General features: G+C 69.7%; 10 protein-coding genes and 1 tRNA gene. 7 read left to right on the top strand and 4 right to left on the bottom strand.

Annotated features, from left to right (window positions below; translation table 11 throughout):
* Nucleotides 1-109: 109 nt before the first annotated feature.
* The 4 genes from ACWFR3_RS08975 to ACWFR3_RS08960 form a co-directional block, all read right to left on the bottom strand.
* Nucleotides 110-2050 (bottom strand): galactose oxidase-like domain-containing protein, encoded by a 1941-nt coding sequence (locus ACWFR3_RS08975; RefSeq protein WP_453733881.1) that lies wholly within the window; start codon nt 2048-2050, stop codon nt 110-112.
* Nucleotides 2047-4050 carry a glycosyltransferase family 2 protein gene (locus tag ACWFR3_RS08970; RefSeq protein WP_453733880.1) on the bottom strand — a complete coding sequence of 668 codons (2004 nt, stop codon included), beginning with the start codon at nt 4048-4050 and terminating at the stop codon, nt 2047-2049. Before ACWFR3_RS08970 ends, ACWFR3_RS08975 begins: the two co-directional genes overlap by 4 nt.
* Before the next feature lie 325 nt (nt 4051-4375).
* A complete protein-coding gene (locus tag ACWFR3_RS08965; protein ID WP_453733879.1) occupies nt 4376-5092 on the bottom strand; it encodes a FadR/GntR family transcriptional regulator in 717 nt (238 codons plus the stop codon).
* 113 nt (nt 5093-5205) lie between these two features.
* Nucleotides 5206-5279, bottom strand: a tRNA-Lys gene (locus ACWFR3_RS08960).
* Between the two features lie 245 nt (nt 5280-5524).
* On the opposite strand from ACWFR3_RS08960, the gene ACWFR3_RS08955 reads away from it, so the two are divergent.
* The 7 genes from ACWFR3_RS08955 to ACWFR3_RS08925 all read left to right on the top strand — a co-directional run bounded on the left by ACWFR3_RS08955 (nt 5525) and on the right by ACWFR3_RS08925 (nt 13491).
* Complete coding sequence (locus tag ACWFR3_RS08955) at nt 5525-6943, top strand: peptidoglycan-binding protein (protein WP_453733878.1); 1419 nt, start codon at nt 5525-5527, stop codon at nt 6941-6943.
* Nucleotides 6944-7019: 76 nt separating this feature from the next.
* Nucleotides 7020-8216, top strand: a complete 1197-nt coding sequence (locus tag ACWFR3_RS08950; RefSeq protein WP_453733877.1) for an SPFH domain-containing protein — start codon at nt 7020-7022, stop codon at nt 8214-8216.
* Nucleotides 8203-8880, top strand: a complete 678-nt coding sequence (locus ACWFR3_RS08945; RefSeq protein ID WP_453733876.1) for a nucleoside/nucleotide kinase family protein — start codon at nt 8203-8205, stop codon at nt 8878-8880. The genes ACWFR3_RS08950 and ACWFR3_RS08945 overlap by 14 nt, the downstream gene beginning before the upstream one ends.
* 120 nt (nt 8881-9000) lie before the next feature.
* A complete protein-coding gene (locus ACWFR3_RS08940) occupies nt 9001-9603 on the top strand; it encodes a lytic polysaccharide monooxygenase auxiliary activity family 9 protein (protein WP_453733875.1) in 603 nt (200 codons plus the stop codon).
* Nucleotides 9604-9776: 173 nt separating this feature from the next.
* Entirely contained in the window at nt 9777-11519 is a 1743-nt protein-coding gene (locus tag ACWFR3_RS08935; RefSeq protein WP_453733874.1) for an AMP-binding protein, read from the top strand.
* Nucleotides 11520-11554: 35 nt separating this feature from the next.
* The gene (locus ACWFR3_RS08930; protein WP_453733873.1) at nt 11555-12853 is read left to right on the top strand and encodes a sensor histidine kinase; all 1299 of its coding nucleotides are present in this window, start codon (nt 11555-11557) and stop codon (nt 12851-12853) included.
* Nucleotides 12817-13491: a response regulator gene (locus ACWFR3_RS08925; protein WP_453733872.1), complete on the top strand. Its 675-nt coding sequence runs from the start codon at nt 12817-12819 to the stop codon at nt 13489-13491. Before ACWFR3_RS08930 ends, ACWFR3_RS08925 begins: the two co-directional genes overlap by 37 nt.
* The last annotated feature ends 64 nt before the right edge of the window (nt 13492-13555 follow it).

The following is a 13555-nucleotide window of genomic DNA, read 5'->3' as shown; positions in this document are numbered from 1 at the left end:
CGCATCTGCCGAGATCCTGGCAGATGCGACTGCGGCTTTTCTGTGGTTGCTCGCGCCCACGCGGCGGAGCCGCAAATGTCACAGCCTCGCGCCCCTTACGGGGCGTTTCTTACGGGACGTGGACCCACTGCGCCTTGCTCGGGGTGCCCTGGTCGTCAGTAACGAAGAGCATGTACCAGCCGGACTCGACCAGGCTCTTCTCCCGCGGGATCGTCACCGTGACGCCGTCCGAGGACTTCTTCAGGTCGAGCGCGACGGAGGTCTGGTCGATGTCCGTGACGTGCGTCGAGGCGCTCGGCCTGATCAGGCGGGCCGTCTTGATGGACGAGGCGTGCTGCGTCTTGAAGGTCCCCGACCCGCCGCGCTTGATCTCCTTGGGCCCGTCGCTGAGCCCCGGCTGCGAGCCCTGGTACAGATACGGCGGGGTGTAGATCTCGATGCGCTGCTCGAACTCGCCGGGCTTGGTGTTGGCCTTGTCCGAGTAGAGCGAGTCGGAGCCGAAGAACATCACGCGGCCGTCGGGCAGCAGGATCGACCCCGAGTGGTAGTTGCGGCCCACCTCCGGGTCGGCGACCCGCCGCATGTTGCCGGTCTTGGCGTCGTAGATCCGCGCCTGCTTGATGTTCGAGTCACCGCGACCGCGGTAGTCCTCCGAGCCGCCGGAGATGAGGACCGTGTCGTCGGGCAGGGTCGAGGCCTGCGGGTAACGCGTGCCCTTCTCCAGCTCGGGGCCGTCCTCGAACTTCGGGTTGTCGTCCAGGAGGTCGACGATGCGCGTCTTCTTGCTGGACTTCTTGGACTCGCCGACACCGCCGCCGCCGACCACCATGTACTTCTGGTCCTGCGCGGGCGGCAGTTCGACCGTGTTGGAGGTCTCCAGGAGATTCGGGTCGCTCATCCCGGGGATCCCCTTCCAGCTGCCCTTCGTCTCCAGGTCCCAGGTGCCGGGCTTGCGGCCCACGTCGTCAGGGCCGTAGCCCGCGTTCGAGCCCGAGTAGAAGAGCCTGCCGCTCTGCAGCTGGAAGACGGCCGGGTAGGTCGGGAACTGGCGGACCTGCTTGGTGTACGTCCACTTCTTCGTCTTGGGGTCGTACAGCTCGTTCTTGCCCGGGACCAGCTGGCCGATCTCGTCGAGGCCGGAAAGGCTGAGCACCTTGCCGTCCGAGAGCGTGGTCAGCGTGGGGTACCAGCGGGCCTCGTTCATCGGGTCGACCTTGATGTACTTCTCGGCGACCGGGTCGAACTCGAAGGCGTCCTTGATTCCCTGGAAGTCCTTCTTGTCCAGGGCGAGCTTCTGCGCGATGCCGTACGTGTTGCGCGTCGCGGCGCCCTTGAGGCCCTGCACGCGGTAGTTGTCCTGCGTGCCCGTCTCGTGCTTCGTGCCGCTCTGCTGCGCCTCCACGTACACCCGGCCGAGGCCCGGTTCGTTGCGGACGAACGCGCCGGTCGCCTTGTCGAAGACCTTCTTCGCGCGCTCGACGACGACGGGGTCCTTGGAGACGAACGTCTTGCCGTTCTTCTTGCCGGTGAACTTCGTGCCCGACGGCAGCGTGATCGGGTTGTCCGGGTCCTCGTTGTGCACCACCATCAGGCCGCCGGCCTTGGTGATGTCGCCCTTGAGCTTCTCGTAGCGCTGGGTGCCGCCCGCGATCAGGAGATTGCCGTTCGCGAGCTGCGTGTGGCCGGTGCAGAAGAGGTCGACGGGCGTCTTGATCTTCTTGATCGTGTTCTTGACCGGGTCCCACAGGCGGGTGTCGAACTTCTTGGCGTCGAAGTTCTTCTGGTTGTTGCCGGAGCCTGCGACCAGGAGGATCTTGCCGGTGTGCAGGAGCGCCGCGTGGATCGTGTTCTGGCGGTACTCCTCGGGGAAGTTCACGACCTGCCAGTGACCGTTGTCGGCCTTGTACTCCGGCTTGTTGATCTTGTAGTCGTGGTACTTCTCGGAACCCACGCGCCAGAGCCACGGGCCGTTCATCCCGGCCAGCGCTATGACCACCGCCGCGCCTATCGCAATGCGGCGGGCGCGGCGGCGGCTGGAGCGGTCCTTCATTTCTTACGTCCCCCAAGGGCGATCTGCATGGTCTGGTCGTTCGATGCCCAGCTGGGCTTCTGCTGAGGCGCGTGCGGCGCGTGCGGTCCCTGCGGGGCGTCGTGCGCCTGGGGCAGCCGGGCCGTGGCATCGCCGTCGCGCTGCTGCGGCACCGTCGGGCCCTGCCCCCCGTCGGACGGCGGTCCCGAAGGGCCTCCGCCGTGCCGCGACTTGCGCTTCTTCTTGTCCTGCCGCATGCCCCACCGCCAGGCGAAGATCGGCGCGGCCGTGATCAGCAGGGCGAACGTGGCCCAGACGATCATCGCCGGGTGGACGTGGCCGAAGACGAACGCGGCGGCCATCGATCCCGCGAAGACCAGGATGAAGAACAGGTGGATCCGGAACGTGCCGAACAGTGTGTCCGGGCTTGCCGAATCGCCCTTGGGAGTCACCACGAACTTGCTCTTGCGGCGCAGCGCGGCATCCATCAGGGAGCGTGCGTACACCGGAGCGGAGAGCGCCGACATCACCATGCCCGCGATACCGCCGGAGCCCTCGGGCTCGTGCGGCGAGACGTTGTGGCGGCGGTTCCAGATGTAGAGGCCGATCTGCAGCGCCGAGGCGTTGCCGTACAGCATCAGCCAGATCGTCGGGTCGATGTTCACGCCCGATGCGCCCATGCCGAGGAACAGCGCGCAGGAGAGCGCGGCCAGGATCCAGTTCATGGCGGACATCGGGTAGAAGATGACCATCATCGTGTAGTTGAAGAGCCGGCCGGGCGGCAGCGAGAACGGCGCCTTCCAGAATTGCTTCAGGATGGTCTCGTACGTTCCCCGCGACCACCGCAGCTGCTGCGTGAAGAAGTCCGTCCAGGCGTTGGGGCCCTCACCGACCGCGAGCACGTCCGGGGTGTAGATCGACTTCCACTTCTTGCCGGTCTTCGGGTTCGTGGCGCGGTGGATCTCGAAGCCCGTCGCCATGTCCTCGGTGATCGAGTCGTACAGACCGCCGATCTGCTTCAGGGCGCTGATGCGGACGGCGTTGCTCGTGCCGACGAACATGGGGGAGCCGTACGCGTTGCCCGCGCGCTGGATCAGGGCGTGGAAGAGGAACTGCTGGGACTCGGCGGCCTTCGTGATGAAGTTGTCGTAGTTGCCGTAGACCTGCGGGCCGATGACGAAGCCGACGTTCTCGTCGCGGAAGAAGCCGAGCATCCGCTCCAGGTAGTTCGGCATCGGGACGTGGTCGGTGTCGACCGATGCGAAGTAGTCGTAGTCGTCGCCGTGCGCGTCCAGCCAGGCGTTGTAGTTGCCGTGCTTGGTCTTGGCGCGGTGCGGGCCCTTGCTCATGTTCCACTTCGCGATGCCCTTGCGGGAGAAGTGGTGCACGCCGAGCCGCTGGCAGACTTCCTTGACGGCCGGGTCGTCGCCCTCGTCGAGGAGCCAGACGTGCATCAGACCGCGGTGCCGGATCTTGACCGCGGCTTCCAGGGTCTTCGTCACCATCTCGAGCGGCTCCTTGCCGGGCACGAAGGAGGTGAGGAAGGCGACACGGGTGCCGGTCTCGGGCACCACGGGTATCGGGTCACGTGCGACGAGCGTGGCGTGCGCGTTCGAGAGCACGTTCATGCAGCGGAAGAACTCGATGAGGCCGATGGATATGAGCATCACGATGTCGAGCGTCGGCAGCCAGTCGTTCGCGACGTAGTCGCGCTTCGTCCAGTGCGTCGGCTGCAGCAGCCAGGCGAGCAGCACGAGGGAGAGCAGCGGCGCGGCCCCCAGCATCAGGGCGGCTCTTATCCGGTGCGGCTCCTGCGAGAGCAGAGAGCGGTACTGCACCTTGTACGGCTTGGTCGGATCAGGCTGCGTGAGCGGCCCCGCGAGACGGCTGTAGTGCTCGTAGTCGTATCTCGGCAGTGCCTTCTTGATACGCCTGAACCCACCTGTCCGGTGCGACGGCACCCGCAGTTGGGTCGTCTCTGACGGGTCGTTCGGCCGCGCGCCCGTCGGCGTCGACGTCATGAGTCATCCCCCCGCACGCGGTCGCCCGCGTGTTCGTTGGTCCTTCCGTTCGCTACGGTCCCCCGCGACCTTCACGAACGCATCAGTGACAGGCCACCGTCCCCTTAGACATGGAACAGCTACCTTCCGGTTGCATGATGCCCCCCTCGGCATCTGTTCGTGAAAGGGACCCCCGCCCCTTCCCCCCGCGGGCTCCGGCCGGGCCCCCAACTGCGCCGCACCGTCTGCCTCATGAGAGCCAATGGCTCCTGCACAAGGTTCTACGGCCCTAGCCATGATCGCAAGAGCGAAACAAGGTGTTTACCGGTCATACGAGCGATTTGAGTTACCTGTTGCCGCCTGTTGGGACAGGAGCGCTCAATCGCGTTCGAATATTACCGAAGTGTTCCCGTATCGCCCGCTCGGCCCGGAGCACATCGCCGGATCGGACCGCGTCGAGGATCTCGCGGTGCTGACGGCAGGTGACCTTGGGATCCTGCGGCACGTCCACCAGATCGGTGCGTACTTTGTGGAAGGCGTCCCAGAACGCTTCAAGAACTTCACCGAGGAGCGGATTGCCCAGGCAGCGGTAGAGGGTGGCGTGAAATGCGCGGTCGGTTTCGGTTTGCACGGCACCCGGGCGGCCGTTCTGACCGTCTTTGGCCGCCGTCTCGGTGTCCATCTGGTCCACGATGGCGTCCAGTTCGGCGAGGTCCGCCGCCGGGATGCGGCCGGCGAGGCGGGCGATGAGCCCGGTCTCCACGGCCTCCCTCAGCTCCAGGAGCTGGAGCAGGCTGTCCTCGCCGCGGTAGTGGCCGGCCACCGTACGGAAGGTGAGGCCCTCGATCATCGGAGCCACCGACATGGGTCCGACATATGTGCCGAAACCGTGCCGGATTTCCACGATGCCCATGGCCTGCAGCGCCTTGAGTGCCTCTCGCACTGAGTTCCGACTGACGCCGAGGCGTTCCATCAGTTCGGGCTCGGTGGGCAGAGAGGCTCCCGAGGGGAGCCGCTGGTCGATGATGAGCTTCTTGATCCGCTCCTGTATGTCGCGCGCCATGGCGCAACGGTAGCGGTACGGACACGGGTATCGACCCGGCGCGGAAGACGCGTATCCACCCGGCGCGGGAAACACGAAAGCCCCCCGCGTGAACGGGGGGCTTTCGCTGTCTGTGCGCCGTCAGGGACTCGAACCCCGGACCCGCTGATTAAGAGTCAGCTGCTCTAACCAACTGAGCTAACGGCGCCTGCTGACCTGGAGAACTCTACCGGACGTCAGCACGTGCTCCGAACCGCGGGGAGCTTGGGGGCGGCCGGGGTGGGATGAGGTCGGGGTGCGGGCGGGCGGGTCCCGGGGAGGGGCGCGGGGACGTGAATGCGGGGCGGATCAATCATTCGGACCGTCAACATGCGATATCGCCCGACAGTTGCGAAGCTGACGACTGTGCAGATGCGACACAGACATTCTTTCCTGGGGTGTGAGGGGAATCGCATGGAGGGTGCTCCGGTATTCGAGGAATTCGCCCCCGAGAGCGACTGCGACTGCCCCGGATGCATTCACCGGCGACGAGCCATGACCCATGCGCTACCCGTACGCCTCGGCGGTCACCCGGCGGCGCACGGAGCGCGGCGCGCCCTTGTCGTCGCCGCGGCGGCGGGCACCGTCCTCGGCGGCGGTCAGCTTCCGGCGGCGGCCGCGCCCGATGCCGGGCAGCAGCCGACGCGACCACCGGGGGCGGTGCCTGGCGGGGTGCCGGAAGGAGTGCCCGGCGGGGTGCCGGGTGCGGCGGTGGGGACTCCTTCGGACGAAGGCCCCGGAATCGATTCCGACTCCGGGGCGGACCCCGGCCCCGGCAGTCCGCAGGGCGGCAAGAGCGGGCTGCACGGGGCGCCCGGCGCGTCGGGCACTCCGGGGCCCACGGCTGAGGCGCCGCGGCCCATGACGCGGGCCGCGATCCTCGCGCGCGCCGGGACGTGGGTCGCGGCGAAGGTGCCGTACAGCATGAGCAAGTACTGGTCCGACGGCTACCGGCAGGACTGCTCGGGCTTTGTCTCCATGGCCTGGAATCTCGGCGGCAACGAATGGACCGGCAGCCTGGCGAAGTACGGGGTGCGCATTACGAAGGCCCAGCTGCAGCCCGGCGACATGCTTCTCTTCCACAATCCCGCGAACCCCGAGAAGGGGTCGCACGTGACCATTTTCGGCGGCTGGGCGAATACCGCGGGTACGCAATACATCGCGTACGAGCAGACCCGCCCGCACGCCCGTAAGCAGACGACTCCCTATGCCTATTGGAGCAATGGGGGCCGCTATCTGGCCTACCGCTACAAGGGGGTGACGGGCGGCGCCCCCGGCGGTGCGCGGCCCGGCACGGGGACGGCCTATCCCGGTGCGGGGTCGTTCGGCCCCGGCGCGAACAACAAGTACGTCACCCAGCTCGGCAAGGCCCTCGTCCGCCGGGGAGGCGCCCGCTTCTACACGTCCGGTCCGGGGCCGCGCTGGAGCGACGCGGACCGCCGGGCCACGCAGGCGTTCCAGCTGGCGCAGGGCTGGAAGGGCAAGGACGCGGACGGTCTGCCCGGCCCCGCGACGTGGTCGTACCTGATGTCGGGCAAGGGCCGCGACATCCCGGCCGCGGGTGGCGGCGGCAGCGGCGGCAGCCAGGGCCGGGCTCCGGCGTACCCCGGCAGCGGGGTGTTCCGCCCGGGCCGGTCGAGCGCGTCCATCGAGCAGCTCGGCAGACAGCTGGTGAAGAAGGGCTTCGGCAAGCACTACGCCCGGGGCCCCGGCCCCCGGTGGAGCGAGAGCGACCGCCGCAACGTCGAGGCGTTCCAGCGTGCCCAGGGCTGGCGGGGCGCGGCGGCGGACGGATATCCGGGGCCGGAGACCTGGCGGCGGTTGTTCGCGTGAGCGCACGTACGAGACCCGGGCGCGCAGGACATCGAGGCACGTATGACGCGGAGGCACGTATGAGGCGGAGGCAAGGATGAGTGCGACAGCGGCATCACGGTCACAGACACCCCAGCCCGAGGACCCGCAGGTCGCAGCGGCCCCGGATCCGGCTGCCCGCTCGCCGCGCCTGATCCAGAGCGAGGCCACCACCGAGATCCCCATCCACCTGCTCTTCCGCGACGACCCCGCGGACCCCGGAGTGTCGCTGGCGCCCGCAGTGGTGCGGCGCCGGCAGGGCACGGGGGAGCAGCCCCGCACCGCCCGCCGGCCCGCGGCGCCGGCCCCCGCCCCGGTGGCCCGGCCGCTGCCCGACATCGACCCGGCGCTTGGCGAGCGTCCCGCGCGGGTGCTGCCCGGCATGGTCGGCGTGCTCGGCGGAGCCTCCGGGGTCGCCGGGTGCGCGGCCGCGCTGTGGTGGGCCGGGGTGCTGCCCGAGTCGGTGGCGCAAGCAGCCGGGCTGCCCCGTCCTGACGGGTACGGCGGGTACGACGCGTACGCCGGGCTCGGCCTGGCGCAGTGGGCCTCGCTCGCCGGGTCGGGCGCGCTCGCCCTCTTCGGCTTCGGGGGCCTGGCCCGCGGCCGGGTCGGCGCGGCGTGGGTGCTCACCCTCTTCGGGCGCTACCGCGGCAGCGTCCGCCGGACCGGTCTGATGTGGGTCAACCCGCTTCTCCTGCGCCGCCGTGTCGACGTACGCCTCCGGCACTGGCGCAGCGAGCCGATGCCCGCGGTCGACCGGGGCGGGGTCGCGCTGCGGGTCGTCGTCCTCGTCGTCTGGCGGGTCAAGGACGCGGCGCGGGCGACGCTCGGGGTCGCCGACCACCAGGAGTATCTGCGCGAGTGCGTCGAGGCGGCGACGGCACGCGTCCTGTCCCGGCTGCCCGCCGACGCCTTCCACGACGACACCCCGACCCTGCGCGACGCGGAGGCCGTCGGCGACGCGCTGACCCGGATGCTCGCGGCGGAGACCGAGCCGGTCGGCATCCAGATCTTCCAGGCCCAGCCGACCCGCATCGAGTACGCCCCCGAGATCGCCGACACCATGCGCCTGCGCCGGGTCGCCGCCCTGGACGCGCGGCACCGCGACAGCGTGCTCACCTCGGTGGTGGACTCCGTGGAGGACACGGTGACCCGGCTGACCACCCGCGGGCTCGTCGAGCTCGACGACTACGAACGCAAGGCCTTGGTCAAGGACCTGACGGTGGCGTTCTATACGGGGCATGGAGACCGCTGACCACACCACTGACCACGATGCCCCCGACCTCGCGGCCCTCGCCGGGGACGCCCGGAGGCTGACCGCGGACCGGCCCCGCACCCTCCTCGGGATCGCGGGGCCGCCCGGCGCGGGCAAGTCGACGTTCGCGCGGGCACTGGTGGAGACCATCGGCGAGGGCGCCGCGTATCTCCCGCTCGACGGTTTCCACCTCTCGAACGATCAGCTGGAGCGCCTCTCCCTCACCTCCCGCAAGGGCTCGGAGCCGAGTTTCGACGTCCGGGGATACGTCGCGCTCCTCACCCGTGTCCTGGAGGACACCGGCCACGACATCTACGTACCCGATTACGACCGCACTCTCCACGAGCCGATCGCCGCCCGCCACCGTGTCCCGCCGGCTGCCCGGCTCGTCGTGACCGAGGGGAACTATCTGGCCTGCGATCTGCCCGGCTGGCGCGATGCGCGGCGCCTGATGGGGGAGTGCTGGTACGTGGATGCACCTGCGAAGGTACGTCAACTGCGGCTCGTCGAGCGACAGTTGGCGGGCGGCCGGACGGCCGACGGGGCGGCCGCGTGGGTGGCGACGAACGACGGCCCCAACGGCGAACTCGTGGAGAAGTCGCGCCGTCGCTGCGATCGGATCGTCTCCACGATTGGTATGGACATGTTCAACTACCGGCAATAATCTGAGCTTGGTCTAGACCGCAGAACTCACTGCATTCACCGCGCCCCGCACCCGTGGCGGCGCGGTGCCGCGGCGCGCGCACGGCTCACGGAATCCCCACGTTTCCCCTGGAGCGGCAGCATGCGAAACAAGAAGATGTACGCGGCCATGCTCGGCGCCACCACCGTCGGAGCGCTCGCGCTCTCGTCCGGTGGCGCGAGCGGTCACGGTTACACCGATCTGCCCGCCAGCCGTCAGATCAACTGTTCCAACGGCACGGTGAGCGGCTGCGGTTCCATCCAGTACGAGCCGCAGAGCGTCGAGGGCCCCAAAGGCTTCCCGGCGGCGGGTCCGGCCGACGGCAAGATCTGCTCGGCGGGCGTCAGCGGCTTCGACTCGCTCAACCAGCCGAAGGCGCCGGGCGGCGGCGCATGGCCGACGACCAGCGTCAGCGCCGGTCAGAACTACTCCTTCCGCTGGCAGTTCACGGCACGTCACCGCACCACCGACTTCAAGTACTACATAACCAAGCAGGGCTGGGACGAGAGCAAGCCGGTGACGCGCGCCGCCCTCGAAACCACCCCGTTCCTCAACGTCCCCTACAACGGCCAGCAGCCGCCCGCCACGCTCTCGCACTCCGGGACGATCCCCGGCGGCAGAAGCGGACACCACGTGATCGTCGCGGTGTGGACGGTCCACGACACGGCCAACGCGTTCTACGCCTGCTCCGACGTCAAGTTCTGAGCCGTCCTGGCGGAACGTCGTTCCACCCCATGACATTCCACTCCATGACCTTCCCCGGTCTTCCCCACCGGTAGGTGCCGCGCACGTCGTCCGCGTACGGGACGGCGTGCGCGGCTCTGCGTCGTCGTACGCCCTCTCCTCATCTGACGACCCATCAATTATGGTGCGCGGTCATGGAGTCCACCGGGAGCACCGTCGCGGAACTCGTGCTGGCGCGCTGGGGCGACCATCGCCCAGGGCTGCGCTTCGAGGACCAGGAGCTGACTCATCACCAAGTCGCCGCGGGGGCCGCGGCGAGGGCGGCCCTTCTCGCCGATCTGCTGCCGAGAGGGGGTGAGCCGCATGTCGGTGTGCTGCTCGACAACACTCCCGAGTATCCGCTGTGGCTGAGCGCGGCGGCGCTGACGGGGGCGGCGGTGGCGGGCATCAATCCGACTCGCAGGGGTGCGGAACTGGCCCGCGACATCGTGCACACGGACTGCGGGGTCCTGGTCACGGAACGGGCGCATCTGGCGCTCCTCGACGGTCTCGAACTGCCGGGCGTACGCATCCTGGTGACGGACACGGCCGCGTACGCCGAACTGCTCGCGCCCTACGCCGACGCACAGCCGGAGATATCGCCGGCGGTGACGCCGGCGAGCCGCATGCTCCTCTACTTCACCTCCGGTTCGACCGGGGCGCCCAAGGCCGCGATCTGCAGCCAGGGCCGCCTTGCCGCCGCGGGGCAGTCGCTGGTCAGCCACTTCCGGCTCGGGCCCGACGGCGTCCACTACATCTGCATGCCCATGTTCCACGGCAACGCGGTGATCGCGGACTGGGCGCCCGCCCTCGCGGCGGGGGCGGGGGTGGCGCTGCGGCGGCGCTTCTCGGCGTCGGCGTTCCTGGACGACGTACGGGCTTACGGGGCCACGTATTTCACGTACGTGGGCCGGGCGGTGCAGTACGTCCTGGCCACGCCCGAGAAGGCCGACGACACGGCGAACCCCCTGCGGATGGGGTTCGGCACGGAGGCCGGGGCGGTGGACGCGGCGCGGTTCGAGAAGCGGTTCGGGGTGCGGCTCGTCGAGGGGTACGGGTCATCGGAGGGCGGCGCGGCGATCCAGCGGACGCCAAAGACGCCGGGCGGGGCGATCGGCCTCGCGGTGCCGGGGAGCGAGCTGGTGGTGGTGGACGCCGGTACGCGGGAGGAGTGCCCGCGCGGGGTCTTCGATGCGGACGGGCGCCTGCTGAACGGGGACGCGGCGATAGGGGAGTTGGTGAACAAGGGCCGGACTCCCTTCGAGGGGTACTGGCGCAATACCGAGGCGGACGCGGCGCGGCTGCGGGACGGCTGGTACTGGACGGGGGACCTCTTCTACCGCGACGCGGAGGGGTTCTTCTACTTCGCGGGGCGTACGGACGACCGGCTCCGGGTGGACAGCGAGAACCTGGCGGCGGCGGTGATCGAGAACATCCTCGCGCGGTGGGAGGAGGCGGCGGCGGTGGCGGTGTACGCGGTGCCGGATCCTGTGGCGGGGGATCAGGTGATGGCTGCGGTCGCGCCTCGGGCGGGGGTTGCTTTCGACCCCCTCGCCTTTGCGGAGTTCCTGCTTTCCCAGCCGGACCTGGGGACGAAGATGGCGCCTCGCTTTGTGCGGGTGGTGGGGCAGATGCCGGTTACCGCCACTAACAAGGTGGCGCGGGCTGTCTTGCGGGGGGAGGGGTTTCGGTGCGGGGACCCGGTGTGGTGGCGCCCGGGGGCGGGCGCCTATCAGCCCCTGTCTCCGGGGGACGAGTCTGCGTTGCTGGCCCAGTACCGCGCCCAGGGTCGCGAGGGGCTGTTGCCGTTGTCGTTGCCGGAACGGGCCTTCCCACCCACCCGCCCGATCGCCCCGCATCCCCCCGCGTTGAAGGGTGATGAAGGCAGGGGAGCCTAAGGCCGCCCCGCCCCACCCCCGCATACCCTCCCCCCATGACCAGCGAAAGCGTGTGGGTGGGGCTGCGGCGGCGTAGGTATCTGGGGAGCAGTGCGCCCTGGAGAGGGGTCGCGTATCTCCTCGGGGGTGTGCTGCTCGGGGTGGTCGTTCTCGTGGGCGGCGTGGTGGCCGCCGTCCTCGGGGCCGCCCTTGCCGTCGTCCTCGTAGGGCTTCCCCTGCTTGCCCTCCTCGCCTTCGCCGGCATTCCCGTCGCCGCCGTCGAACGCCGCAGGCTCCGTCTCGTCGAGCCGGCGACCCCCGCCCCCACCCCGCACCGCACCCCCGAAGCCCCCGGCATCCCCGCCTGGTTCACGCTGCGGGTCAAGGAGCAGGCCACCTGGCGGGAGCTCGCGTACACCGCGCTGCTCGCCCTCGTCCTGTGGCCCATGGATCTGCTCGTACTGGCCTGCACCGTCGGAGCCCCCGCGGTCCTGATGGCGGCCCCCGCCCAACTAGCCCTCGACGGCGGCGAGATACGCGCGGCCAAGCTCTGGCTGGTCAGCGACTACCCGCACGCCTTCGCCACCGCCCTCCTCGGCCTGGCCCTGCTCGCCCCGCTGCTCTACCCCCTCGGCGCCTACGCCACCGCCCGAGCCGCCCTCGCCCGCCTCCTCCTCGCCCCGCGCGAGGCCGAGCTGACCACGCAGCTGGAAGAAGTGACCCGCTCCAGGGCCCGCCTGGTCGACGCCTTCGAAGCCGAACGGCGGCGTATCGAGCGGGACTTGCACGACGGGGCCCAGCAGCGGCTCGTGGCGCTGACCATGATCCTGGGCCTGGCCCGGCTCGACGCGCCCCCCGGAAGCGAACTCGCCGACCGGCTCACCAAAGCGCACGACGAGGCGGGGAACGTCCTGACCGAACTGCGCGAGCTCATTCGCGGCATTCATCCCCAAGTCCTCGTCGACTACGGTCTCGCCGCCGCAGTCGACGACGCGGCCGACCGCTCCCCGATCCCCGTAGACACCGACCTCGTCGGCCTGCCCCGACTTCCCGAATCCGTCGAGGCCGCCGGGTACTTCACCATCCGCGAGGCCCTCACCAACATCGCCCGCCACAGCGGCGCTTCCCGCGCGCACATCGGCGCCCGCCACCACCAGGACGTACTCCGCATCGACGTGCGCGACGAGGGCAAGGGCGGCGCTGACCCCGCCCGCGGCAGCGGCCTGACCGGCCTCGCGGACCGGATCGCGGTGCTCGATGGCACACTGACGGTCGCCAGCCCGCCCGGCGGCCCGACCGTACTGTCCGTGGAGATCCCTTGCCGAGCCCTGAACCCCCAAGACCCAGCAGACTGAGGATCGTTGTCGCCGAGGACAGCGTGTTGCTCCGTGAAGGGCTCATCGGCCTGCTCACCCGCTTCGGCTACGAAGTGCCCGCCGCGCTCGGTGACGCGGAAGGGCTCCGCGCCGCCGTCGACGCGCACGACCCCGACCTCGTCCTGACCGACGTACGCATGCCGCCCTCCTTCCAGGACGAGGGCCTGCGCGCCGCCCTCGCCCTGCGGGCCGAGCGGCCGAAGCTGCCGGTCCTGGTGCTCAGCCAGTACGTGCAGCGTTCGTACGCCGCCGAGCTCCTGGACACCGGCGACGGCACCGGCGTCGGCTATCTGCTCAAGGACCGCGTGGGGCAGGTCGAGCAGTTCGCCGACGCGGTGACGCAGGTGGCGGAGGGCGGCACGGTCGTGGACCCGGAGGTCGTACGGCAGTTGCTCAGGCGCCGCCGGGACCCCCTGGAGCAGCTCACGCCGCGCGAGCGCGAGGTGCTCGGCCTGGTCGCCGAAGGCAGGTCGAACGCGGCGATCGCCGCCGAACTCGTCGTCAGCGAGGCCGCGGTGGGCAAACACATCGGCAACATCCTCGGCAAGCTCGACCTGCCGCCCGGCGACGGAACCCATCGCAGGGTGCTCGCGGTCCTGGCGTACCTCCGGGCCTGAGCAGGAGGAACGGACCCGTCCCGCCGATCCATGCAATGGCCACCGGTCAGGTCGATTACGATCC

The organism is Streptomyces sp. NPDC055189 (assembly GCF_053606765.1).
Note: the sequence above shows the minus strand (reverse complement) of the source record. Positions and strands in the feature narration are given on the sequence as shown.